Raw genomic sequence first — 24,010 nt, 5'->3', positions numbered from 1 at the left:
CCACCCCTCTCAGCCACACCCATAGCCATTCCAAACCACGGGAGAGGACCATCATGTCCCCCAAGACGCTTTACGATAAAATCTGGGACGCTCATGTCGTCCACGAAGCCGATGACGGCACTTGCTTGCTTTATATCGACCGTCACCTCGTCCACGAAGTGACCAGCCCACAGGCCTTTGAAGGGCTGCGCATGTCGGGCCGCACCGTGCGCGCCCCGGACAAGACCATCGCCGTGCCGGATCACAACGTGCCGACCACCGAGGGCCGCGAAGACCCCGAAGCGATGACCGAAGACAGCCGCATTCAGGTCTCGGCCCTCGACAAGAATGCGCGCGAGTTCGGCGTGCATTACTACCCGGTGTCGGACATCCGTCAGGGCATCGTGCATATCGTGGGCCCCGAGCAAGGCTGGACCCTGCCCGGCATGACCGTCGTCTGCGGCGACAGCCACACCGCGACCCACGGCGCCTTTGGCGCACTGGCCCACGGCATCGGCACCTCCGAGGTCGAGCACGTCCTTGCCACCCAGACGCTGATCCAGCGCAAGGGCAAGAACATGAAGGTCGAGATCACCGGCAAGCTGCGCCCCGGCGTCACGGCTAAGGACATCACCCTTTCCGTCATCGGCGCCACCGGCACCGCGGGCGGCACCGGCTACGTCATCGAATACTGCGGCGAAGCGATCCGCGATCTGTCGATGGAAGGCCGCATGACCGTCTGCAACATGGCGATCGAAGGCGGCGCACGCGCGGGCCTGATCGCGCCCGACGAAAAGACCTTCGAGTATTGCAAAGGCCGCCCCCACGCCCCGAAAGGCGCACAATGGGAAGCGGCGATGGACTGGTGGAAAACACTCTTCTCCGACGAAGACGCCCATTGGGACAAGGTCGTCACGCTGAAAGGCGAAGACATCGCACCTGTCGTCACATGGGGCACCTCGCCCGAAGACGTGCTGCCAATTGACGCCACCGTGCCCGCGCCCGAAGACTTCAAAGGCGGCAAGGTCGATGCGGTGAAACGTGCGCTGGAGTATATGGACCTGAAACCGGGTCAGAAACTCACCGATATCGAGATCGACACGGTCTTCATCGGTTCCTGCACCAATGGTCGCATTGAAGACCTGCGCGCCGCTGCCGAAGTGCTGAAAGGCAAGAAGATCAAGGACGGTCTGCGTGCGATGGTCGTGCCCGGCTCGGGTCTCGTCCGCGCACAGGCCGAGGAAGAAGGGCTGGCGGATATCTTCCGCGAGGCCGGTTTCGAATGGCGTCTGGCGGGTTGCTCCATGTGTCTGGCGATGAACCCCGACCAGCTTGCCCCCGGCGAACGCTGCGCGGCCACGTCGAACCGCAACTTCGAGGGGCGTCAGGGCTATAAGGGCCGCACGCATCTCGTGTCCCCCGGCATGGCCGCAGCCGCCGCACTCACCGGTCACCTGACCGACGTGCGCGAACTGGCGTGAGCGACCGGGGCATGGATACCGGGCGGGTTGCGCAGGGTTCAGTTGGCCGTGCGCAGCTCGCTGCCGGACTTCAGCACTTCGCTGCCGTCGTCCAGTTCGATCTTATAGGCCGGTTCTTCATCGCTCGCCTTGCGGGTCACCTCGCTGCCTTGCAGCTTCAGCGTGATCTCTTGCGTGTATTTCTTGACGATCTTGCCGGTCCCGGTGCCATTGCCCCAGTCCCATTCCACTTTCGTGCCGGTTTGGTACGACATGCCATGCCCTCCTGATACCCCATTTGCCTAGAACGCGCCGGTCGGCGGCGCGGTTCCCGCACTCTCCGAAGGATACCCCGATGGAAAAGTTTACAGAAATCACCGGCACCGCGGCCCCCATGCCGCTGGTGAACATCGACACCGACATGATCATCCCCAAGGTCTTTCTCAAGACGATCAAACGCTCCGGCCTTGGCGTGAACCTGTTCGACGAAATGCGCTATGACCGCGAAGGCAACGAGATCCCCGATTTCGTGCTGAACAAACCGCAATACCGCGACGCGCAGATCCTTGTCGCGGGCGACAACTTCGGCTGTGGCTCTTCGCGCGAACACGCGCCTTGGGCGATCAAAGACTTCGGCATCCGCTGCGTCATCGCGCCCAGCTTTGCCGACATTTTTTACAACAACTGCTTCAAGAACGGCATCCTGCCCATTGCCCTGCCGCAAGAGCAGGTCGACGTGCTGATGAAAGACGCCGAAAAGGGATCGAACGCGCGAATGACCATCGATCTGGAAGGCCAGACCGTGACCACCTCAGATGGTGAGACATTCCCCTTCGAAGTGGACGCCTTCAAAAAGCACTGCCTTCTCAACGGGCTGGACGACATCGGCCTTACGCTCGAAAAAGGTGCCGCGATCGACAGCTACGAGGATTCGCTGGGCCAAAGCCGCCCTTGGGTCTAACGCCCGGCCTGCATGATCAAACTTGTGGGCGCAAACCGCGCGCCCACAAGATGTTGCCGCCTGCCATCAAACCGCCACGGAATTGATGCAAGAAGGCACCACCCCCTCCCTCAAAATACCCCAGTATCCTGCTCTTCTCTCCGCGGAGCCTTGAGGCACGTGCGGAAAGAAGGCAAAAATTGGACCAGAATGAGGCACACCCCATCAACCGGGGGCATCAAGTTGGAACAAGCACGCGGCATCGTATCGCGGCTGGCCAGTTTGAAAGGGCAGAGCAGTGATCGGACGAATGACAGGCGCGGCGACGCGTGGCCTATTGGTGGCGCTATTGATTGCCATCCCGGCGCTTCTCTTGCCGGGGGCCGATGCGGAATCCAGCCAGATCACCGTGCTGCTCGCCTGTATCGCGGCGATCCTGACCTTCATGGAATACAACGCCCGCCAGCCCGGCATCGTCGAATTCCGCGACGCCCCGCCTTTCAATCGGCTGCGCTTCATCAGCCTGCTCTTCACGATCCTCGTGTTGTCGCTTATCGCGCGGGGTCAAACGGCCCCCACCCTGCTGACCGGCGCGCTCACCGCGCTTGGCACGATACTGGGCAATGCGCTTGATTTCCCCTATTCCCCGGTGCGTCTTGTGGTGCTGATGATGCCCGCCGACGCCCCTCTCGAGGCGGTCAACCTGATCCGCACAGCGGCGGGTCTGGCCTATCTGGTCTCGCTCATCGCATTGGCGACCTTCGTGGTGCTGGTGCGCGTCATGGGCTGGCCCGCGCGCCAAGGCGCCTTCAACGTCTGGGTGAATCTGCCGCTTTTCGATCCAACCGCTGGGGGCGATGTGCTCTACCGGCTGCAACGGGACGCGCGGATCAACATCGCGCTTGGCTTCCTTCTGCCCTTCTTCATCCCCGCAGTGGTCAAGGCCACCGCCGATCTGCTAGATCCGATCTCACTGAGCAATCATCAAACCATGATCTGGACAATAAGCGCATGGGCATTCCTTCCGGCCAGTATGATCATGCGCGGCATCGCCATGGGGCGGGTGGCCGAGATGATTCACGACAAACGCCGCCGCGCCTACGCCGAAGCGCATATGCAGGCCGCCTGATCCGCTTCCTGCTGGCGCTGCTCCTGCTGACCGGCACCGCGCAGGCCGAACCGCTGCGCATTGCCACCTTCAACACCGAATTGTCGCGCAAGGGGCCGGGCCTGCTCCTGCGCGACATCCTGCGCGGGAATGACCCTGCCGTCGCCTCCGTGATCGAAACCATCGCCAGCGCCGATCCCGATATCATCGCGCTACAAGGCATCGACTACGATCTCGAACAGGCCGCCCTCAATGCCCTCGCCGATGCGCTTACCGCCGCGGGCGCGCCCTATCCCCACCGCTTCGCCGCGCCGCCCAATGCAGGCCGCCAAAGCGGCGTCGACCTCGACGGTGACGGCAAGCTCGGCACCCCCCGTGACGCCCAAGGCTATGGCCGCTTCTTCGGCCAAGGCGCCATGGCGATCCTCTCACGCCACCCGATCCAAGAGGGCGGGTTCCAAGATTTCAGTACCCTCCTTTGGCGCGACCTCCCAGATACACTCTACCCGATGATCGACGGCGCCCCCTTCGCGGGGGTGGAGGCCCAGGCCACGCAGCGCCTCTCCTCCAACGGCCACTGGTCCCTGCCGATCCAAACCCCGGAGGGCCCCGTCACGCTGCTGACCTACCACGCCACCCCGCCGGTCTTCGACGGCCCCGAAGACCGCAATGGCCGCCGCAACCATGACGAAACCATCTTCTGGCTCCACCACCTCGCCGGAAAGATCGGTACGCCCCCGTCACCCCCCTTCGTCCTGCTGGGCGACGCCAATCTCGACCCGCAGCGCGGCGACGGGCGCGGAGAAGCCATTGCCGCCCTCCTCTCCCATCCTGCGCTGCAAGACCCCCTGCCGCACCGCCCCACGGTCAACTGGCCCCAAACCGGCCCGATGCGCGTCGACTACATCCTGCCCTCCCGCCACTGGGAAACCAGTGACGCTGGCCTCATCTGGCCCAAGGGCGAAAGCGCCAGCCGCCATGCCCTCGTCTGGGTCGACCTCACCCGCTGACGCCCCCTATCTTGACCCTCCGGAACCCGCAGGCTACCCAATCTCCAACCGTATTTTCAGGAGTTTCCAATGGCCAACCCATCCTTGCTCATCCTCCCCGGCGACGGCATCGGCCCCGAGGTCATGGCGCAGGTCACGCGCATCATCGACTGGTTCGGCGAAAAGCGCGATCTGGCCTTCGATGTAGAGCATGATCTGGTCGGCGGCGCGGCCTATGACAAACACGGCACCCCGCTACATGATGACACGATGGCCCGCGCCCTCGAAGTCGACGCCGTGCTGCTGGGCGCCGTGGGCGGCCCGAAATACGACGACCTCGACTTCTCCGTGAAACCAGAACGCGGCCTGCTCCGCCTGCGCAAGGAAATGGACCTCTTCTCCAACCTGCGCCCGGCACAATGCTTTGACGCGCTTGCCGATTTCTCCTCGCTGAAAAAAGACGTGGTCGCGGGCCTCGACATCATGATCGTGCGCGAACTCACCTCCGGCGTCTATTTCGGTGAGCCGCGCGGCATCTTCGAGGAAGGCAACGAACGCGTCGGCATCAACACGCAGCGCTACACCGAAAGCGAGATCGAGCGTGTCGCCCGCTCCGCTTTTGAGCTCGCCCGCCGCCGCGGCAACAAAGTCTGCTCCATGGAGAAAGCCAACGTCATGGAAAGCGGCATCCTGTGGCGCGAAGTCACCCAACGGGTGCGCGACGCCGAATACCCGGATGTCGAACTCAGCCACATGTATGCCGACAATGGCGCCATGCAGCTCGTGCGCGCACCCAAACAGTTCGACGTGATCGTCACCGACAACCTCTTCGGCGACATCCTCAGTGACTGCGCCGCCATGCTGACCGGCAGTCTGGGCATGCTGCCCTCGGCCAGCCTTGGCGCACCCAATGCCGATGGCCGCCCAAAGGCCCTCTACGAGCCCGTCCACGGCTCCGCCCCCGACATCGCGGGCCAAGGCAAAGCCAACCCGATCGCCTGTATCCTCAGTTTCGCCATGGCGCTGCGCTACTCCTTCGACCAAGGCGAAGAAGCCGCCCGTCTGGAAAAAGCCGTCGAACGCGCGCTGGCCGATGGCGCCCGCACCCCCGACTTGATGGGCCCCGAAGGCGGCACCCCCATCACGACCGAGGGAATGGGCGACGCCATCCTCAAAGCCCTCGACGCCAGCCTATAAGAAACTAAGGCGGGGTCTCACGCCCCGCCCCTTCCCCTTCATCCTTTCTCAAATACCCTCGGGGGAGCAGCCGCAGGCTGCGGGGGCAGCGCCCCCAATTCCCCCCGCTTCCCCCAAACGCCACGCAAAATCCCTGCAACTGACCAATTGCCAAACCCGCCAAGCTGCGCTATTGCGCTCCACATCGGTCGGGCTGTAGCGCAGCCTGGTAGCGCACCTGCTTCGGGAGCAGGGGGTCGGAGGTTCGAATCCTCTCAGCCCGACCAGATACCCCCCACACCTCCCTCGGCTCAAAACTCGGGTCACTGCGAACCGCTCAGCCGTAGACCTTGAGCAGCATCCAAACCCCCATGCCCAGCATCATGACGTTCTCGGTGAGCGAGACGAACCCAAGTGGGACATTGCTCGACCCGCCGACGCAGGCGCATTTCAGCTCGCGTTTGTCGACATAGACCGCCTTGATGACCGAAACCGCGCCAATTGCGCCGATCACGATCGCCACGGGGGCCGAGAGCCAGGTCAGCGCCCCGGCGGTCATCAGAATACCCGCCAGCGCCTCCCCGAATGGATAGACCTTGCCATAGGGCACCCACCGCTGGGCCAGCAGGTCGTAGTTCAGAAACATCGTCGAAAAGCTCTCAATATCCTGCAACTTTTGAACGGCGAGGAAACACATGGAGATCGAGATGAACCACTCGAAAGCCCGAAGTGTGAAGATGTTGCCGAATGCATACCAAGAGAGTCCCAGTGCCATCAGGAAGGCCACGCCGAAAATAGCGACAACGGGCTGATAGCTGGTGTCCGATTGCTCTTCCTTGGGCTTGTCCAAACCTAAATGCACGCGCAGATCGTCGTAACCGCCGATCCGCTCCCCCTCGATGAAAGTCTGCGGCGTGGTCTCCACACCCTCTTTCGCCATGAAGGCATCGGTCTCCTCGCGGGTCGTGAGGTGGTGATCTTCGACGTGGTAGCCCTGCCGCTTCAGCAGGTCTTTGGATTTCAACCCGAAGGGACAGAGGTGCTGTTCCATCACCATCCGGTAGAGTTTCGCGGTCTTGCCCTGTCCTTCGGCCATCCTAGCCTCCTTTTGCCTTTTCGAACGACATCTCAAAGGAGGAACAAGTTTCCAGCGCAGGAGAGTTCCGCAAAGGGGTGATTTAGGTCAACCGGCAACCCGGCGCAGCACCACAGGCGCGATGCCGCTCAGGCCAGTTTGCCCAGATGCGCGGCAGGGATCGTGACGGTCCAAGTCAGGGCGTTTTCGCTGGTCACCGTTTCCGCCGCGCCATTAACCATCGCGGGGGCCAATACGGAGAGAACCTTGCTCCCGAAACCGGTGGCTTTCTTGGCAGAGGGGTCAATGGTGATGCCGGTCTCGATCCACTGGAAACGCAGCCCGCCCTTTTCGGTATGGGACCAGTGGCATTGGATATCGCCGCAGCCGTCGCTCATCACCCCGTATTTCGTGGAATTCGTCGCCAGTTCATGCAGCGCCATGCCGATCAGTTGCAACGCCTGCGGTCCCAAAGCGACAGAGGGGCCATCCACATCCACCGCCTTGGCCTGCAAATGCAGGAACGGGTCCAACTGCGCGCGCACCAGTTCGGCCAGATCCACCGAAGACCAGCCGCCATCGACCAGCAAATCGGTGGACCGGGCCAGCGCCTGAATACGGGCCCCGAAGGACTTGTTGAACTCCGCGAGAGAGGCCGCCGAACTCGCCGTTTGACGCTGCATCGCTGTGACCAGAGAAAGCATGTTCTTGGCCCGGTGGATGACCTCACGCGAGACGAGATCGCGCACCTCTTCGGCCTTGCGCGTCGCAGTCACATCATGGTGGATGTTCGAGATCGAGACGATATCCCCCGAAAGCGTCCGAATGGGCGTGCAGGCGATGGTAACATGGCGCTCGGTGCCGTCCTTGGCCACGCGCACCGCATTGAATTGGCGCAGCTTGCCGGCCATGATCTGATCGCGATACTCAAGCACCCGCGTCGGCCAATCCGGCGGATACAAAAGCTCGACCGACTGGCCCAAAGCCTCCTCTTCCGTATAGCCGTAGAGCCGCTCGGCTGCCGGATTCCAGCTGATGATGCGGCCTTCCATGTCATAGGTCAGGATCGCTTCGGCCGTGGTGGCCACGAGGGCAGCAAAGGTTTCCGCCTGCACATGGGCACGTTCGATATCGTCATGGGCCATGCGGCGCGTCGTGACATTGCGGTGCTGCAACAGCAGGCAGGGCGCGCCTTGGATCGTCAGGCGGTTGGCGTTGAGTTGAAACCAGCGCCGCACCCCCGGCCCATCGCAGGGGTATTCCCCCTCAAAGGAAGTCCCGGTTTTCAGCGCTTGGCGCAGCCCCTCCAGAACCGTTTCCGCCTGCACCACGGCACCCATGGCCGCCGCTTCGCAGATGTCAAAGTAATTGGCACCGACGTAATGCGTTCCGGTATCGCCGCCGTTCTCTTCGCAAAACAGTTTCCACGCCATATTGACCGCGACAATCTTGCCGGTGGCGTCAAGAATGACCACCTCATCGGTCATCGCCTCGATCAATTCATAATGGCTGGCGTCGAGCGTGACGCTTTGGGTGCTTTTCAACATAGCCCCACCATAGCGCGAATTCGGCATTGTCTAAAGTTAACTTAGGTTTAATCGTTAAGGCCAAAGTCCTTATTTTATCGGCTTTTGGCGGAAACCCTCCTGCCTCAGCGGCGGCTGCCCGCCCGCCAACGCGTCAGGCTTGCAATCCGCGCAAATTCTGAAATAAGCCCCGCCATCCGGTCGCAGCCTACCCGGACATCAAAACAAGGGCCCCAAAATGAAAACACTTGTCATCTGCTCAGGCGGACTCGATTCCGTGTCGCTTGCGCATATCACAGCCGAGGTGCACCACCTCACCCGGCTCGTCTCCTTCGACTATGGCCAGCGTCACCGCAAAGAGGTCGATTTCGCCCGGGCGGCGGCCGAACGATTGGGCGTGCCGTTTCACCTGATCGACATGCGCGGGATCGGTGCGGCGCTATCGGGCTCCGCCCTGACCGACGATATCGACGTGCCCGATGGGCTTTACGCCGAAGACACGATGAAGATCACAGTCGTGCCGAACCGCAATGCGATCATGCTGTCGATCGGCTTTGGCATTGCCGCCGCGCAGGGGGACGAGGCCGTGGCCACTGCCGTGCATGGCGGCGATCACTTCATCTATCCCGACTGCCGCCCCGGTTTCACCCGCGCCTTCGATGCGATGCAGCAGGCCGCGCTCGACGGCTATGCCGACGTGCGGCTGCACACGCCCTTCGTCGAGCACAGCAAGGCCGAGATCGTCCGCCAAGGCGCGCAGCACGGCACTCCCTTCGCTGAGACGTGGTCCTGCTACAAGGGCGGCACGGTCCATTGCGGGCGCTGCGGCACCTGTGTCGAACGGCGCGAAGCCTTTCATCTGGCCGAGGTCACAGACCCCACAGTCTACGCCGACCCCGACTATTGGACCACGGCCCTCGCCGCACGGGAGGAAGGCTGATGTTCCGCATTCGCAAGGAATTCCACTTCTCCGCCAGCCACCAGTTGAGCCACCTGCCAGACGATCATCAATGCGCGCGGCTGCATGGGCATAATTACATCGTCGTGGTCGAACTGACCGCCGAGACACTCAATGCCGATGGTTTCGTGCGCGATTACCACGACTTGAAACCGCTCAAGACCTATATCGACGATCACTTCGACCACCGGCATCTGAACGATGTGCTGGACGGCCCCTCCACCGCCGAGAACATGGCGAAACATTTCCACGACTGGTGCGCCGCCCGCTGGCCCGAGACCTCTGCCGTGCTGGTCAGCGAGACCCCGAAAACATGGGCGGAATACCGGCCATGACCCTGCGCATTGCCGAGATTTTCGGCCCCACCATTCAGGGCGAAGGAGCGCTGATCGGGGAGCCGACAGTATTCGTTCGCGCGGGAGGCTGTGACTATCGGTGCAGCTGGTGCGACAGCCTGCATGCCGTCGACAGCCAGTACCGCCATAGCTGGACCCTCATGTCGACCGAGGACATCTGGCGCCGGATCCGCAAGCTTTCCAAAGACCAGCCGCTGACCGTCTCCCTCTCGGGCGGCAATCCGGCGATACAGGATTTCGGCCCGCTGATCCGCATGGGCAAGGCCGCGGGCTATCGCTTCGCCTGTGAGACCCAAGGCTCCATCGCGCGGCCATGGTTTGCCGATCTCGATACGCTTGTGCTCTCCCCCAAGCCGCCATCAAGCGGTGAGCGTGTCGACTGGGACGCATTCGACGCCTGCCGGACCCTCGGCGCGCAGGCGCGGCAGCAGGTGATGAAGATCGTGATCTTTGACGAGATCGACTACCATTGGGCGCGCGAAGTGCATGCCCATCACCTCGATATCCCGCTCTACCTTCAACCCGGCAACCCCGAGGTCGATCCCGCCACGCCGGTGGACCCGCAGGCGCTGGCCGACCGTTTGGGCTGGCTAACCGAGCTTGCCATGACCGATCACTGGTTCGCCCCCCGTATCCTGCCGCAACTTCATGTCCTGATCTGGGGCAACAAGCGCGGCGTCTGACCGATGGAGACCCCATGTCCGACGACATCTACAGCAATCTTAAACAGCTCGGCGGCGAAACCCGCATCCCCGCCAGCCCCGAAGAGGCCGAGCTTGAGCGGGTGCCGAACCCGCAGGCCGATGTGGCCTATAACGTGCGCTTCACCGCGCCGGAGTTCACCTCGCTTTGCCCGATGACCGGCCAGCCCGACTTTGCCCATCTGGTGATCGACTATGTGCCCGGCCCGTGGCTGGTGGAATCGAAATCGCTCAAGCTGTTTCTGACCTCCTTCCGCAATCACGGCGCCTTTCATGAGGATTGCACCATCTCCATCGCCCGCCGCTTGGCTGAATTCCTTGCCCCGCAATGGCTGCGGATCGGCGGCTATTGGTATCCGCGCGGCGGCATTCCCATCGACGTCTTCTGGCAAACCGGCCCCCTGCCCGAGGGCGTCTGGATCCCCGATCAAGGGGTGCCGCCTTACCGCGGGCGCGGCTGAGGGGTGTCATCCACCGCATCGCAGTCGGGGCGCGCAGCCACCCACGCGCGCCCCTTTCCCGGTGAAAACCGTGTGTTTTAGATCACAATCTCTTCAGCAACTGCCTTCTTCCTTGAACCTCTAGCGGAGAAAGGCCGTTAGTCTCTCATACACGCATACGACCCTGCCCCGCGCAGAGAGGTCAACCACGGAGCGACCACATGCTGACAAGACGTCATTTCATTCAGACCACCACGGCGCTATTTTCCAGCGCGATTGCCACCCCCCTGATGGCCCGCACGCGCCCAAGCGCGGCAGAGAAGGCCGCATGGGATGCCCAGGTCACCCCGGCGGGCTTTGACCCGGCGACGAGCAACCCTTGGGGCGTCCACCCGCGCTTCTTGCCGCAGCGCGTCGTGGCGAATGACAACCTGCGCGTCGGTGACATCCACGTCGATGCGGTGGCACGCTATATCTATCATATTGAAGAGGGCGGCACCGCCATGCGCTACGGCGTGGCGATCGCGCGTGGCAATCTCTATGAGCCCGGCACCTATACGATCAAGCGCAAGGCGCAATGGCCGCATTGGACGCCCACCCAAAACATGATCAAGCGCGATCCCGAGCTTTACGCGGGCCTTGAAGACGGCGTGCCGCCCGGCCCGGAAAACCCCCTCGGCTCGCGGGCACTTTACCTCTTTGAAGGGAACCGCGACACCTATCTGCGCATCCACGGCACCCCGCAGCCACAAAGCATTGGGGGCCGGGCAAGCTCAGGCTGTGTGCGGATGATCATGGCGCATATCAACCAGCTCTACCCGAATGTGCAGACCGGCTCGACGGCCTATCTCTACTCGGCGGAAGAAAGCGTTGTTGCCAGCAGCTAAGCTGGAACGAATAACGGGGGCCGTTTGGCAGCCCCCGTTTCTATGTCAGGCTTGGCGTTTGGTGCAGATCGGATTGCCACCCACCGCCCGCAGCGGCACCAGCGTCGTCTCGACCGGGCCGTTGTGCTGATACCAATAGCAGCCATCCTCCGGCAGCAACCGCGCCGTCGACAGATCTTGGTTCGGCGCGGCAAGGCTCACCACCGCCTCTGGCAGATTGCCCACACGGGCCGAGCCGCCCTGCGGCCCACTCGCCGGTACCGTACACCCGGCAACGGCCAGCAAGGCCGCCCCGATCACGAAAGTTCCTGTTTTCATCAAAGCCTCTGCCATTCCTGATTATATCTGGGGCAATCTGACAGACCGGATGGGGATTTCAAGGCACAAGGGGGTAAGGATGGTCGACAGCCCCCTACGCGCCGAATGGCGACCCCGGCAGGATTCGAACCTGCAACCTGCCCCTTAGGAGGGGGCTGCTCTATCCAGTTGAGCCACGGGGCCGACAGGCTTGGGTTTAGCGCAAGCGTCTGGCGATGTCATCGGCAGATTGGCAACCGAATGACTGCGCCTCGCAGCAGGGCTGCGGCAATGCTTGATCGCGCCTCCCGCTTCGCGCTACCTATGGGTGAGGCAAACAGGAAAACCAAATTGACCACACCCCCCAAACGTCCGTTGACCCTGCGTGATGTGTCCGATGCTTGCGGCGTTTCCGAGATGACGGTCAGCCGCGTCCTGCGCAAACGCGGCGACGTGTCGGAGGCCACCCGCAATCGCGTTCTCGCCGCCGCCAAGGCGCTTGGCTATGTGCCCAACCAGATCGCCGGATCGCTGGCCAGCCAGCGCGTGAACCTTGTGGCGGTCGTGATCCCTTCACTGGGCAATATGGTGTTCCCCGAAGTCCTGAACGGCATCAACCAAGTGCTCGAAGACACGCCGCTGCAGCCAGTCGTGGGGGTGACGGACTACTTGCCCGAGAAGGAAGAGCGGGTGCTTTATGAGATGCTCTCATGGCGGCCCTCGGGGGTGATCATCGCGGGGTTGGAGCATTCCGACGCCACCCGCGCCATGCTGCGCAATGCGGGCATTCCGGTGGTCGAGATCATGGACACCGACGGCAAACCCGTCGATGCGATGGTGGGGATTTCGCACCGCCGCGCCGGGCGCGAGATGGCGCAGGCGATCCTGCGCGAGGGCTATGAGCGCATTGGCTTCATGGGCACGAAAATGCCCCTCGACCACCGCGCGCGCAAACGGTTCGAGGGCTTTACCGAAGGGCTCGCCAAAGCGGGGGTCGAGATCGAAGACCGGGCCTTTTACTCCGGCGGCTCCGCGCTGGCCAAGGGGCGCGAGATGACGCAAGAGATGCTCGAACGCTCGCCCGACCTTGATTTCCTCTATTACTCCAACGACATGATCGGTGCGGGCGGGCTGCTGCATCTGATCGACCAAGGCATCGACATTCCCGGTCAGATCGGCCTTGCCGGGTTCAACAACGTCGAGCTGCTGCAAGGTCTGCCGCGTCAATTAGCGACGATGGACGCTTGCCGGAACGAGATCGGTCAGGCCGCGGCGCGGATCATCCTCAACCAGACCCAGCCCGAGCCGGACCCGGAAATGCAAACCCAGATCACCCTGACGCCAACACTGTCGCTGGGCGATACCCTCCGCCGCCGCCGTCAGGGGTGAGCCGTCCAAGGCTCGGCAATGCCGCCGCGCGGCGGTTGTTTCTGGCGCGTCACCTGCTGTCGGACCCGCCGCAGGGCCCGGCCAAGGGTGCGGCGTTGCTCAAGCTGATTCATGATCTGGGCTTTGTGCAACTCGACAGCATCAACACGGTGGCGCGGGCGCATGATCTGATCCTGTTCGCCCGCCGTCCGCGCTATCGCCCCGCTGCGCTCAAGCGGCTTTATGAAAAAGACCGGGCGCTGTTTGAGCATTGGACCCATGACGCCGCCGTCATCCCGATGGAATTCTACCCGCAATGGCATCTGCGCCGAACCCGCGATGCGGCCAAGCTGCTGGGCCGCTGGAAGGATTGGCAGCGGCACGACTTCGAAACACAGATGCAAAACGTGCTCGCGCAGGTCCGGGCCGTGGGCAGTGTCACCTCATCCGACGTGGGCCGCGACGAGCCGCGCAGCAGCGGGGGCTGGTGGCAATGGCATCCGTCGAAAACCGCGCTGGAGTATCTGTGGCGCAGCGGCGCGCTGGCTGTGACCGGGCGCGAGGGGTTTCGCAAGTGCTATGACCTGACCGAGCGGGTGGTCCCCGCCGCGCTGCGCGACCCGGCGCATGCCCCCGACATAGAGCAGACGATCGACTGGTGCTGCGATCAGGCGCTGGCGCGCTTGGGTTTTGCCACGGCAGGGGAATTGGCCGCCTTCTGGGCCCATATCTCCCCCGCCGAGGCGCGCGGCTGGTGCGCGGCAGAACAAGCCGCGGGGCGGCTGGAGGAGATCGACATTGAGGCCGCCGACGGCAGCCTGCGCCCCGCCTTTGCCCGCCCCGGCTGGGCCGATGACCCCGCCCTGACCCGCGAACCGCCCAAACGGCTCCGGGTGCTTAGCCCCTTCGACCCCGCCCTGCGCGACCGCAAACGCGCCGCCCGGCTTTTCGGTTTCGACTACCGGATCGAGGTCTTCGTGCCCGACGCGCAGCGCGAATACGGCTATTATGTCTTTCCGCTGCTACAGGGCGACAGGCTGGTGGGACGGGTCGATATGAAGGCGCATCGCGATCTGGACGTCTTGCGCGTCACCGCGCTCTGGCCCGAACGCGGGGTTCGCTGGGGCAAGGGGCGGCAAGCGGCCTTCGAGGCAGAGTTGCAACGCCTCCTCCCGCTGGCCGGGGTGCGCCAGGTCAGCTTCACCGACGGTTGGCTGCGCGTGCCGCATTAGTCGAAACGGGGTGGCAGCAGCCCTGCGTGAAACCAGTTGAGATAGCTGTGGATCGAATGCACGGGCCGCCCGGTCGCCGCCGCGATGTCGGAGGCATATGGCACCATATTCGTGCATTCCAAAAGGATCGCGCCGACATCCGCGTGGGCCTCCACCAACCGCTGCGCTGCCTGCACCATCTCGGCCCGCGCCTGCGCCACGTCGAGGTCGGGCAGATTGCCGAGGATCGTTCGGGCGAAGCCGCTGCCCTCCATCCCCACCACCGGGCTGCCCTCGGGCACCCCCGCCTTGCGCAGATGGGCGGGCGAAAGCGTTGCGGCGGAGATCGTCAAGATGCCCACCCTTTGCCCCGGCGGCAGGCAGGCGGCGATCTGCCCCGCCTGCTCCAACGCCGAGGCAGCAACAGGCACGCCCAGCGCTTCGGCGAGGCGAGGCCGGATCAGCGCCAAGAACCCGCAGGTGGTGGCAATGCCGGTGCAGCCTTCGGCGATCAAGTCGCGCCCCGCGGCGATGAAAGCCTGCACGAAGGGGTCGATATCGTCGCACACGATCGCTTCAGGCGTGGCCCCCGGCACCACCGCATAGCGCACCGGGAAGTCCCAACTGCCCGCATGGCCGACATCCCCCAGAATGCGGGGAAACCGCGTGTCCAGCATGAGGATTCCCAGCCGCGCGCCCGTCTCGTTTGTCATATGCCCTCCGTTTGGGCGCAGGGTGCCTTTGCGGGCAGGGCGAGACAAGCGAAACCCTAACGATGACATTTTATCAGCATTTTGTTGACGTGGTGATTTTTTGTGTAAAAGATGCCCCAAAGGAAACAAGCCATGACCCAACGCGAAATCGAAAGCCGCCACCTATGAGCCAGCATGTCGTCGTTATCGGCGCCGGGATTGTCGGCGTCTCTGCCGCGATCTGGCTGCGCCGCGCCGGGGCGGAGGTAACGCTCGTCGACCGGGCCGAGCCGGGGCGCGGCACCTCGCATGGCAATGGTGGCGTGCTGGCGGCGGCGGGCGTCGCGCCGGTGACCGGGCCGGGCCTGCTGCGCAAATCACCGGGGATGCTGCGCGATCCTGAGTTTCCGCTGTTCCTGCGCTGGCCCTATCTGCCCCGCCTGCTGCCATGGCTGCGCCGCTACATGGCCCACGCCAATGACCGCGATACCCGCCGCATCTCTGCCGGGTTGGTGCCCATCGTGAGCGACAGCGTGGCGCAGCACAAAGCCCTCTGCGCCGATCTGGGGCTGGAGGATTGGGTCCGCGACAGCGACTATTGCTTCGCCTATACCAACCGCGCGGCATTCGAGGCTGAAGCCTACACTTGGGCGCTGCGCCGCGAGGCGGGTTTCGAGCCGGACATCATCGAAGGCGGCGCGGTCAGGGAATTCGACCCGGCCTACGGGCCGCAGATCACCTGCATCGCACGGCTGGCTAACCACGGTTCCATCGCCGACCCTGGCGGCTATGTCCGGGCGCTGGCCAAAGCCTTCGAGAAGATGGGCGGCACCATTCGACAGGCCGAAGTGCAGGACATCGCGATCGTCGACGAAGAAGTCACCTCAGTCCTGACCGACCAAGGCCGCCTGCCCTGTGATGACGTGTTGCTGGCCACAGGCGTCTGGTCGAAACCGCTGATGCGAAAGCTAGGGATCAACGTGCCGCTGGAATCCGAACGCGGCTACCACATCGTCTTCAAGGATGCCGAGGGCGGCCCATCGCGCCCTACCATGATGGCGGCGGGCAAATTCGTCGCCACGCCCATGGCCGAAGGGCTGCGCTGTGCCGGGATCGTCGAGTTCGGCGGGTTGGAGGCGGGTGCGTCCAAGGCGCCGCTCGCCCTACTGCGCCGTCAGGCCAAGGCCGCCTTTCCGCATCTCACCGCCACGGAAGAGATCGAATGGCTGGGGCACCGACCCGCCCCCAGCGACTCGCTGCCCCTGATCGGGCAGATCGGGACGAGCCGGGTCTACACTGCCTTCGGGCACCATCACATCGGGTTGACGGGCGGGCCGAAAACGGGCCGACTGATCGCCGGATTGATCACGGGGCAGACGCCAAACACGGATCTGACCCCATATCACCCCCAGCGCTTCGACGGATGACGCCAAGCGTGGGACTACAACAACAAGGGAGAAACCACATGACACTGACAGCAAGACTGATGGCCGGCGCGGCAATGACCGCCCTGACGCTGGGCACCGCCATGCCCGCCTTCGCGGCCGAGAAATGGGACATGCCGATGGCCTATTCGGCCTCGAACTTTCACTCCGAGAACGGTGTGCAATTCGCCGAATGCGTGGGCGAGAAGACCGGCGGCGAGATCGAGATCACCGTGCACCCGGGCGGCGCCCTCTTTGCTGGCGCGGACATCAAGCGCGCTATCCAGACCGGGCAGGTCCAACTGGGCGAGCGTCTGCTCTCGGGCCACCAGAACGAGAACGCCGTCTTCGGCTTTGACTCCATCCCCTTCCTCGCGCCCTCTTTCGAGGCCAGCGCGCAGCTTTGGGAAGCCGCCAAGCCCAAGGTTGAATCCGTGCTGGAAGAGCAGAACCTCGTCCTGCTTTATAATGTGCCATGGCCGCCCCAAGGACTCTACTTCAAGAAAGAAGTCGACTCTGTCGAAGACATGAAGGGCGTGAAGTTCCGCTCTTACAACAACACCACCGCGCGTCTGGCCGAGCTGACCGGCATGTCGCCCGTGACCATCGAGGCCGCCGAAGTCAGCCAAGCCTTCGCCACCGGTGTCGCGGAATCGATGATCTCGTCGGGGGCCACCGGCTACGACCAGAAGGTCTGGGAGAGCCTGACGCATTTCTACGAAGTCGACGCATGGTTGCCGCGCAACTATGTGATGATCAACGCCGATGTCTGGGCCGAAGTCTCGGACGCGAACAAAGAGGCGATCACCACCTGCGCGACCGAGGCCGAAGAGCGGGGGCTGCAAGCGTCCAAGGACTACACTCAGTTCACCTATGATGGGCTGCGCGAAGGCGGCATGAACGTGGAACCGGCCAGCGAAGAGCTGATGTCCGGCCTGCGCGAAGTGGGTGAGACCATGACGCAAGAATGGCTCGAAGCCGCGGGCGAAGACGGTCAGGCGATCGTCGACGACTACAAGGCGATGCAGTAATCACGAAACCTGCGGCGGCCCGTCACCCGGGCCGCCGTTCTCGTGCCCGGGCATGATTTGACGGAGGGAGAGCCGCATGAAGGCGCTGCGCAGACTATTGGACGGGCTATATACCGGGGCGGGGGCGCTTGCCGCGCTCTGTCTGGTGGCCATCCTTACCTTGATCGTGGCCCAGATGGTCGCCCGTTGGACCGGCAATGTCTTTCCGGGCGCTGCCAGCTATGCGGGCTATGCCATGGCCGGGGCCAGTTTCCTCGCCTTCGCCAATGCGCTCAACCGCGGCTCGCATATCCGCGTGTCGATCCTGCTTAACGCGCTGAGCGCGGGCGGGAAGCGGCTGCTGGATATCTGGTGTTTCGCCGTGGCGGCGGCGGTCGCGTGGTATTTCACTTACTACGCCTATTGGTTCGTCTACTGGTCGTGGAAGTTCAACGAAGTCAGCCAAGACCAAGACGCCACCGCACTCTGGATACCGCAATCCGTCATGGTCATCGGCGGCGGCATCCTTGCCATCGCGCTGACCGACAATCTTTTGCACCTCATCTTCAAGGGCGACCACCGCGTCACCCGTGACCTAGTCGATCAAAGCTTCGGGGAATGACGCCATGACCGAGATCTATGCCATTACCCTGTTTCTGATCGTTCTCTTCTTCCTCCTTGGCACCGGTGTCTGGGTTGGCCTCGCCCTGATGGGCGTGGCTTGGGTCGGGATGGAGCTTTTCACCACCCGCCCCGTGGGCGACGCCATGATCACCACGATCTGGGCCAGTTCCTCAAGCTGGACGCTGACCGCGCTGCCGCTCTTTGTCTGGATGGGCGAAATCCTCTACCGCACGCGGCTGTCGCAAGACATGTTTCGCGGGCTGTCGCCGTGGCTGGCGAAACTGCCGGGCGGGCTGGTGCATACCAATATCGTCGGCTGCACGGTCTTTGCCGCCGTCTCGGGCTCTTCCGCCGCGACGCTGACCACCGTAGGCAAGATGTCGATCCCCGAGCTGCGCGCGCGCAACTATCCCGAAAAGATGATCATCGGCACGCTCGCGGGTGCGGCCACGCTGGGGCTGATGATCCCGCCGTCGCTGGCGCTGATCGTCTACGGCGTGACGGTGAACGAAAGCATCACCAAACTCTTCTTCGCGGGCGTCCTGCCCGGGCTGCTGCTGGCGCTAATGTTCATGGGCTATGTCGCCGTCACCAGCATGCTGTCGAAGGACTGGAACCCCGATGCGGAGACCGGGATGAGCTTTGGCGAAAAGCTGCGCAACTCGCGTTTCCTGCTGCCGGTCTTTGCGCTGATCACGGTCGTGATCGGGTCTATGTACCTCGGCTTTGCCACGGCGACCGAGGCGGCGGCCATCGGCGTCATCGGCTCCCTCACGCTGGCGCTGTTTCAAGGCTCGCTGAACTGGCACAGCTTCCGCGAGAGCTTGATGGGGGCGATGCGCACCTCTGCGATGATCGCACTGATCCTTGCGGGCGCGGCCTTCCTGAAACTGTCGATGGGCTTCACCGGCCTGCCCCGCGCCCTGGCCGATGGGATCGCCGCGATGGAGCTGTCCCGTTTCGAGCTTCTGATGGCGCTCTTGGTCTTCTACATCGTGCTGGGCATGTTCCTCGACGGTATCTCCTCGGTCGTGCTGACCATGGCGGTGGTCGAGCCAATGGTGCGCAGCGCGGGCATCGATCTGATCTGGTTTGGCATCTTCGTGGTCGTGGTCGTTGAAATGGCGCAGATCACCCCGCCGATTGGCTTTAACCTCTTCGTGCTGCAAGGCATGACCAATCACGAGATGGGCTATATCACCAAGGCCGCGCTGCCGATGTTCGCGATCATGGTCTTCATGGTCTTCGTGCTGATCTGGTTCCCCGAAGTGGCCACATGGCTGCCCGAAAACCTGCGCAGCGCACCGGTTTAGCGGTGAAGGGCCATGCGCTATATGCTGAGACTGGCCTCGCGCCATGCGCGGGCCTGCCTGATCGTCGGGCTGCTGGCGGGGCTGGCCCTGCCCAGCCTTGCGGCGGCGCTGGCCGGGTGGCTGCCGCAGATGGTGGCGGCCCTGCTGACGATCACCGCGTTCAGGATCGGGCACCGCGCGGCCCTTGGCGCAGTGCGCGATCTCATCTGGGGGCTGGCCTCGGTGCTGGCCTTGCAGACGCTGCTGCCCCTGCTGCTGCTGGGGGGCTTCGTGCTGGCCGGGCTGGGGCAGACCCCTGCGGCACTGGCCTTGACCCTTGCCGCGGCGGCCCCGGCGCTGACGGGCAGCGTGAACCTCGCCCTGTTGATGCGGCTCGACGCGGGGCGGATGATGCAGCTCATGGTGCTGGGCACCGCCGCCTTTCCGCTGACCGTCCTGCCGGTGCTGGCGGCCCTGCCGCAACTCGGCCCGGCCTCGGAAATCGCCCTCGCCGCCCTGCGGCTCTTGGCCGTGATCCTTGGCGCAACTGGGCTGGGCTTTGCCCTGCGCCACGTCTTCCTGCCCCGGCCCACCCCGCGCCAGACCGAGGCGCTGGACGGCGCATCGGTGCTCGCCTTCTCGGTCATCGTGGTGGGGTTGATGGCGGCGCTGAACCCCGCGCTGCGCAGCGATCCATGGGCCGTGGCGGGCTGGACGGGGCTGGCCTTCGCCCTAAGCTATCTGTTGCAGGCGGGCACATTGCTGCTGACCCGGCGCGGCCCGCTGCGCGCCGTGGCCGGACCACTGGCGATCGGCGCGGGCAACCGCAATATCGCGCTGTTTCTCGTGGCGCTGCCTGCAGATGTCATCGCGCCGCTGATGATCTTTATCGGCTGCTGGCAACTGCCGATGTATCTGACTCCGGTGCTGCTGCCGCGCCTTTACGAAAGGATGCTTCGCAATGACTGACTGGCCCCGCATCCGCAGTGTCGGCCTCTCTGGCCTATTGGTCACCTTTGCCGAAAAGATGTCCGAACCCGCCAACCGCGCCGCCCTCGCCTTTCGCGCGGCGGTAGAGGAACAGGACTGGCCCGAGGTGAGCGAGACGAGCACCTCGCTGGTGTCGACCTTCGTGCAATTCGAGGTCTCCCAAGAAGCCATTACCACGATGACCGACCGCCTGCGCGACCTGCTCGAAACCCGCGACTGGTTCGCCGAAGCCCTCCCCGCCGGGCGCAGCCTGTGGCATGTGCCCACGGTCTATGGCACCGATCTGGCCCCGCAAATGGAGGAGGCCGCCGAGGTCGCGGGCCTCGACCCCGACGCGGCCATTGCGGAACTGTCACAGGCGCGGGTCCGGGTGCTGACCATCGGCTTCGCCCCCGGCCAGCCTTACATGGGCGAACTGCCCCCGCATTGGGACATCCCGCGCCAGCAGGGGCTGACGAAATCGGTACCGCCGGGGTCGCTGGTGGTGGCCATTCGGCAGCTGATCATCTTCACCAATGCCTCCCCCACCGGCTGGCGGCATATCGGCCAGACGGCTTTTCGCACCTTCCGCCCGGGCAGCGATATGCCCTTTCCGCTGTCGCCGGGCGATGAGCTGATATTCCCCTCCATCACCCGGCAAGAGTTCGACCGCATCGCCGATGACCCCACCGGCGGCGCGGAGCGGGAGGCGCTGACATGAGCGGCACGCTGACCATCCTTCAAGCCGGTCCGGCCATGACCATCCAAGACCTTGGTCGCCCCGGCTATCGCGCCGTTGGCCTGACCCACGGCGGCGCGGCGGACCCGACCGCCCTGCACGAAGGGGCCGCCCTGCTGGGGCAAGATCCGAACAGCGCGGCTCTGGAGATCGCCGGGAGCGGCGGCAGTTTCGAGGTCGATCAGGACACCCGCATCGCCCTGACCGGGGCGCAGATGCAGGTGAGCATCGACGGCGAGCCGGTCGCCTGGAACGCCAGCCACCTCCTGCCCGCAGGGGCGAAACTCACCATCGGCGGCGCGCGGGACGGGGCCTATGGCTACCTCCATGTCGGCGGCGGGCTTGACGTGGCGCCGGTGATGAACGCGCGCGCCAGCCATCTGGCCGCTGGCATCGGCGCGCTGCTGCAAAGTGGTGAGACTCTGCCGCTAGGGGTCGATAAGGGCGGTGAGGCGAACCTCACCCTGGCCCGCGACAGCCGGTTCGGGGCCGAGCGGGTGCGCATCGTCGCCTCCATGCAGACCGATGCCTTCGACGAGGCAACCCGCCAGCGGTTCACCGAAACGACCTTTCGCCGTGATCCGCGCGCCAACCGCATGGGCGCACGGATGGATCATGACGGCGAAGGTTTTGCCACCGGCGGGCAGTTGACCATCGTGTCCGAAGTCATCACCCCCGGCGACATCCAGATCACCGGCGACGGCGCGCCCTTCGTGCTGATGTGCGAATGCCAGACCACCGGCGGCTACCCCCGCATCGGCACGGTGATCCCCTGCGACCTGCCGATCGTCGCACAGGCGCAGCCGGGTGCTGCGCTGCACTTCGCGTTCGTCGACCTCGACGAAGCGCTGGCCGCCGAGACGCGCCACCGCGCTGACCTCGCTGCCCTGCCCAAGCGCCGCCAGCCGCTGTTGCGCGACCCGGCGCGGATTCGCGACCTTTTGGGCTATCAACTGATCTCCGGCGTGGTTTCAGCCACTGCCGACCCCTTCGAGAAGGAGCAGACATGACCACCGTCGATCTCAACGCAGACATGGGCGAAAGCTTTGGCCCTTGGAAAATGGGCGACGACGCGGCGCTTCTGCGCGTCGTGACCTCGGCCAATATCGCCTGTGGCGGGCATGCGGGCGACGCCGATGTCATGGCGGCGACGATGCGCATGGCGCATGAAAACGGCGTCGGCATCGGCGCGCATCCGGGGTTCATGGACCTCGCCGGTTTTGGCCGCAACCGCCTCTCGGTGCCGCGCGGCACCTTGCAGAATCAGATCCGCTATCAGGTCGCCGCGAGCGTCGGCATGGCCCGGAGCGTCGGCGCTGAGGTACGCCACCTGAAACTGCACGGCGCGCTGGCGAATATGGCGTCGGAGGATGAGGAACTGGCCCGCGACCTCTATGAGGCAGCGCTGAGCGTGGCACCCGACCTCATCGTCATGGTGCTGGCCGCCACGGCGCAGGAACGGGCGGTGCGCTCACTGGGCTGCAAATGGGCCGGGGAGATTTTCGCCGACCGCGCCTATAACGACGACGCGACGCTGGTCGACCGCAGCAAGCCCGGTGCGGTGATCCACGATGCGGAAGCGGCAGCGGCGCGGATGGTTGAAATGGTGAAGGCAGGCGCGATCATCACCGAGAGCGGCAAGCACATCCCCAGCCGGATCGACACGATCTGCCTGCATGGCGACACCGCAGAGGCCGTTCAAATCGCAACCGCCGTCCGCAAGGGTTTGCAGGACGGCGGCGTGACTTTGGCAAAGTTCAGCGGCAGCGTTTAACTGCGCACCAGCTTTTCATAGTCCAAGGCGATCTCACGGGTCAGCGCGCCGACCTCAAAGTTCCAGTCGCCGATCTGACCCACCGGGGTCACTTCGGCGGCGGTGCCGGTGAGCCAGCACTGCTCGAAACCTTCCAGTTCCTCGGGCATGATGTGGCGCTCGTGGACCTTGATGTTTTTCTCGCGCAGCATGTCGATCACGGTCTGCCGGGTGATGCCGTTGAGGAAGCAATCGGGCGTCGGCGTGTGCACTTCGCCATCCTTGACGAAGAAGATATTCGCGCCTGTCGCCTCGGCCACATAGCCGCGGTAGTCATACATCATCGCGTCCGAGCAGCCCTTCGCCTCGGCCGCATGTTTGGACATGGTGCAGATCATATAGAGACCCGCCGCTTTGGCATGGCTCGGGATCGTCTCGGGCGAGGGGCGCTTCCACTTGGAGATGTCGAGCTTGGCGCCCTTCATCTTGGCGTCACCGTAATAGGCCCCCCATTCCCAAGCCGCGATGGCCATGCGAACCGGGTTGCGGGCCGAGGCGACACCCATGTCTTCGCCCACACCGCGCCAAGCGACCGCACGCACATAGGCGTCTTCCAGACCCGAGGCGGCGAGGACTTCGGCCTTGGCAGCTTCGATCTCATCAATGGTGTAGGGGATCTCAAAGTCGATCATCTCAGCCGAGCGCTTGAGCCGCTCCGAATGCTCGCGGCTTTTGAAGATTTTGCCGTTATAGGCGCGCTCGCCCTCGAACACCGAAGACGCATAGTGCATCGCATGGGTCAGGATGTGGACATTGGCCTCACGCCAATCCACCATTTCGCCATCCATCCAGATGTGCCCATCCCGGTTGTCATATCCGCCTGCCATGGTGTTTCCCCTCCAAATGACGCGCTATCTTTTCAAAAATTGCGCAACAATCGGCAGATGCAGACATTTAATTGCGCAAAACACGAGATTCGATAGCCTTTCACTATTGGAATGTCAACAACGCTGACGTAAACTGATCCCCAACAGGC

At 63.9% G+C, this 24,010-nt stretch carries 26 protein-coding genes and 2 tRNA genes; 21 read left to right on the top strand and 7 right to left on the bottom strand.

The window, feature by feature from the left end; translation table 11 throughout:
• The first annotated feature begins 53 nt into the window (after positions 1-53).
• Entirely contained in the window at positions 54-1,460 is a 1,407-nt protein-coding gene (gene leuC / locus HKX24_RS02955) for a 3-isopropylmalate dehydratase large subunit (RefSeq protein ID WP_271692824.1), read from the top strand.
• Between the two features lie 38 nt (positions 1,461-1,498).
• On the opposite strand, the gene HKX24_RS02950 is transcribed toward leuC, so the two are convergent.
• On the bottom strand, positions 1,499-1,714 hold the full coding sequence (locus tag HKX24_RS02950; RefSeq protein ID WP_271692823.1) for a DUF2945 domain-containing protein: 216 nt from the start codon (positions 1,712-1,714) through the stop codon (positions 1,499-1,501).
• Positions 1,715-1,794: 80 nt separating this feature from the next.
• Here HKX24_RS02950 and leuD point away from each other — a divergent pair, with 80 nt between their 5' ends.
• The 5 genes from leuD to HKX24_RS02925 all read left to right on the top strand — a co-directional run bounded on the left by leuD (position 1,795) and on the right by HKX24_RS02925 (position 5,939).
• Positions 1,795-2,400, top strand: a complete 606-nt coding sequence (gene leuD, locus HKX24_RS02945; RefSeq protein WP_271692822.1) for a 3-isopropylmalate dehydratase small subunit — start codon at positions 1,795-1,797, stop codon at positions 2,398-2,400.
• 277 nt (positions 2,401-2,677) lie between these two features.
• Entirely contained in the window at positions 2,678-3,508 is an 831-nt protein-coding gene (locus HKX24_RS02940) for a hypothetical protein (RefSeq protein WP_271688770.1), read from the top strand.
• Positions 3,391-4,497: an endonuclease/exonuclease/phosphatase family protein gene (locus tag HKX24_RS02935; RefSeq protein WP_346428851.1), complete on the top strand. Its 1,107-nt coding sequence runs from the start codon at positions 3,391-3,393 to the stop codon at positions 4,495-4,497. The genes HKX24_RS02940 and HKX24_RS02935 overlap by 118 nt, the downstream gene beginning before the upstream one ends.
• A 69-nt stretch (positions 4,498-4,566) precedes the next feature.
• The gene (gene leuB, locus HKX24_RS02930; RefSeq protein ID WP_271692821.1) at positions 4,567-5,673 is read left to right on the top strand and encodes a 3-isopropylmalate dehydrogenase; all 1,107 of its coding nucleotides are present in this window, start codon (positions 4,567-4,569) and stop codon (positions 5,671-5,673) included.
• 189 nt (positions 5,674-5,862) lie between these two features.
• A tRNA-Pro gene (locus HKX24_RS02925) sits at positions 5,863-5,939 on the top strand.
• Between the two features lie 50 nt (positions 5,940-5,989).
• Here HKX24_RS02925 and HKX24_RS02920 read toward each other — a convergent pair.
• Both HKX24_RS02920 and HKX24_RS02915 read right to left on the bottom strand, forming a co-directional pair.
• Entirely contained in the window at positions 5,990-6,748 is a 759-nt protein-coding gene (locus HKX24_RS02920; RefSeq protein ID WP_271692820.1) for a glutaredoxin, read from the bottom strand.
• 128 nt (positions 6,749-6,876) lie between these two features.
• The gene (locus HKX24_RS02915; RefSeq protein WP_271692819.1) at positions 6,877-8,274 is read right to left on the bottom strand and encodes a PAS domain S-box protein; all 1,398 of its coding nucleotides are present in this window, start codon (positions 8,272-8,274) and stop codon (positions 6,877-6,879) included.
• Between the two features lie 217 nt (positions 8,275-8,491).
• Here HKX24_RS02915 and queC point away from each other — a divergent pair, with 217 nt between their 5' ends.
• From queC to HKX24_RS02890, 5 genes are all read left to right on the top strand, one after another.
• The gene (gene queC / locus HKX24_RS02910; RefSeq protein ID WP_271692818.1) at positions 8,492-9,193 is read left to right on the top strand and encodes a 7-cyano-7-deazaguanine synthase QueC; all 702 of its coding nucleotides are present in this window, start codon (positions 8,492-8,494) and stop codon (positions 9,191-9,193) included.
• Positions 9,193-9,546: a 6-carboxytetrahydropterin synthase QueD gene (queD, locus tag HKX24_RS02905; protein WP_271692817.1), complete on the top strand. Its 354-nt coding sequence runs from the start codon at positions 9,193-9,195 to the stop codon at positions 9,544-9,546. The genes queC and queD overlap by 1 nt, the downstream gene beginning before the upstream one ends.
• Positions 9,543-10,250 (top strand): 7-carboxy-7-deazaguanine synthase QueE, encoded by a 708-nt coding sequence (gene queE, locus HKX24_RS02900; protein WP_271692816.1) that lies wholly within the window; start codon positions 9,543-9,545, stop codon positions 10,248-10,250. The genes queD and queE overlap by 4 nt, the downstream gene beginning before the upstream one ends.
• Before the next feature lie 14 nt (positions 10,251-10,264).
• Positions 10,265-10,729, top strand: coding sequence for a preQ(1) synthase (queF, locus tag HKX24_RS02895; protein WP_271692815.1), 465 nt, complete (start codon positions 10,265-10,267; stop codon positions 10,727-10,729).
• Between the two features lie 200 nt (positions 10,730-10,929).
• Positions 10,930-11,595 (top strand): L,D-transpeptidase, encoded by a 666-nt coding sequence (locus tag HKX24_RS02890; RefSeq protein ID WP_271692814.1) that lies wholly within the window; start codon positions 10,930-10,932, stop codon positions 11,593-11,595.
• 45 nt (positions 11,596-11,640) lie between these two features.
• Here the strand turns inward: HKX24_RS02890 and HKX24_RS02885 are convergent, their stop codons facing one another.
• A complete protein-coding gene (locus HKX24_RS02885) occupies positions 11,641-11,913 on the bottom strand; it encodes a hypothetical protein (RefSeq protein WP_067268532.1) in 273 nt (90 codons plus the stop codon).
• Positions 11,914-12,019: 106 nt separating this feature from the next.
• A tRNA-Arg gene (locus HKX24_RS02880) sits at positions 12,020-12,096 on the bottom strand.
• Between the two features lie 147 nt (positions 12,097-12,243).
• On the opposite strand from HKX24_RS02880, the gene HKX24_RS02875 reads away from it, so the two are divergent.
• Together HKX24_RS02875 and HKX24_RS02870 are read left to right on the top strand one after the other, a co-directional pair.
• On the top strand, positions 12,244-13,281 hold the full coding sequence (locus tag HKX24_RS02875; protein WP_120349930.1) for a LacI family DNA-binding transcriptional regulator: 1,038 nt from the start codon (positions 12,244-12,246) through the stop codon (positions 13,279-13,281).
• Entirely contained in the window at positions 13,278-14,492 is a 1,215-nt protein-coding gene (locus HKX24_RS02870; protein ID WP_276153816.1) for a crosslink repair DNA glycosylase YcaQ family protein, read from the top strand. The genes HKX24_RS02875 and HKX24_RS02870 overlap by 4 nt, the downstream gene beginning before the upstream one ends.
• On the opposite strand, the gene HKX24_RS02865 is transcribed toward HKX24_RS02870, so the two are convergent.
• Positions 14,489-15,184, bottom strand: coding sequence for an aspartate/glutamate racemase family protein (locus HKX24_RS02865; protein ID WP_271692798.1), 696 nt, complete (start codon positions 15,182-15,184; stop codon positions 14,489-14,491). The genes HKX24_RS02870 and HKX24_RS02865 overlap by 4 nt on opposite strands.
• A 164-nt stretch (positions 15,185-15,348) precedes the next feature.
• On the opposite strand from HKX24_RS02865, the gene HKX24_RS02860 reads away from it, so the two are divergent.
• From HKX24_RS02860 to HKX24_RS02825, 8 genes are all read left to right on the top strand, one after another.
• Positions 15,349-16,590: an FAD-binding oxidoreductase gene (locus HKX24_RS02860; protein ID WP_271692797.1), complete on the top strand. Its 1,242-nt coding sequence runs from the start codon at positions 15,349-15,351 to the stop codon at positions 16,588-16,590.
• 38 nt (positions 16,591-16,628) lie between these two features.
• On the top strand, positions 16,629-17,618 hold the full coding sequence (locus HKX24_RS02855) for a TRAP transporter substrate-binding protein (protein WP_271688759.1): 990 nt from the start codon (positions 16,629-16,631) through the stop codon (positions 17,616-17,618).
• A gap of 76 nt (positions 17,619-17,694) precedes the next feature.
• Positions 17,695-18,219: a TRAP transporter small permease gene (locus HKX24_RS02850; RefSeq protein WP_276153815.1), complete on the top strand. Its 525-nt coding sequence runs from the start codon at positions 17,695-17,697 to the stop codon at positions 18,217-18,219.
• Positions 18,220-18,223: 4 nt separating this feature from the next.
• Positions 18,224-19,534 (top strand): TRAP transporter large permease subunit, encoded by a 1,311-nt coding sequence (locus HKX24_RS02845; RefSeq protein ID WP_271688758.1) that lies wholly within the window; start codon positions 18,224-18,226, stop codon positions 19,532-19,534.
• A 12-nt stretch (positions 19,535-19,546) separates the two neighbouring features.
• On the top strand, positions 19,547-20,482 hold the full coding sequence (locus HKX24_RS02840; RefSeq protein WP_271692795.1) for a hypothetical protein: 936 nt from the start codon (positions 19,547-19,549) through the stop codon (positions 20,480-20,482).
• The gene (locus HKX24_RS02835) at positions 20,475-21,203 is read left to right on the top strand and encodes a carboxyltransferase domain-containing protein (protein WP_271692794.1); all 729 of its coding nucleotides are present in this window, start codon (positions 20,475-20,477) and stop codon (positions 21,201-21,203) included. The genes HKX24_RS02840 and HKX24_RS02835 overlap by 8 nt, the downstream gene beginning before the upstream one ends.
• The gene (locus HKX24_RS02830; RefSeq protein ID WP_271692793.1) at positions 21,200-22,231 is read left to right on the top strand and encodes a biotin-dependent carboxyltransferase family protein; all 1,032 of its coding nucleotides are present in this window, start codon (positions 21,200-21,202) and stop codon (positions 22,229-22,231) included. The genes HKX24_RS02835 and HKX24_RS02830 overlap by 4 nt, the downstream gene beginning before the upstream one ends.
• Positions 22,228-22,995 (top strand): 5-oxoprolinase subunit PxpA, encoded by a 768-nt coding sequence (locus tag HKX24_RS02825; protein ID WP_271692792.1) that lies wholly within the window; start codon positions 22,228-22,230, stop codon positions 22,993-22,995. Before HKX24_RS02830 ends, HKX24_RS02825 begins: the two co-directional genes overlap by 4 nt.
• On the opposite strand, the gene HKX24_RS02820 is transcribed toward HKX24_RS02825, so the two are convergent.
• Complete coding sequence (locus HKX24_RS02820; protein ID WP_271692791.1) at positions 22,992-23,861, bottom strand: branched-chain amino acid aminotransferase; 870 nt, start codon at positions 23,859-23,861, stop codon at positions 22,992-22,994. The genes HKX24_RS02825 and HKX24_RS02820 overlap by 4 nt on opposite strands.
• Positions 23,862-24,010 lie beyond the last annotated feature (149 nt).

It is taken from the genome of Sulfitobacter sp. M85, from assembly GCF_029285915.1.
In the GTDB taxonomy this organism is placed as follows: domain Bacteria; phylum Pseudomonadota; class Alphaproteobacteria; order Rhodobacterales; family Rhodobacteraceae; genus Sulfitobacter; species Sulfitobacter faviae.
Note: the sequence above shows the minus strand (reverse complement) of the source record. Positions and strands in the feature narration are given on the sequence as shown.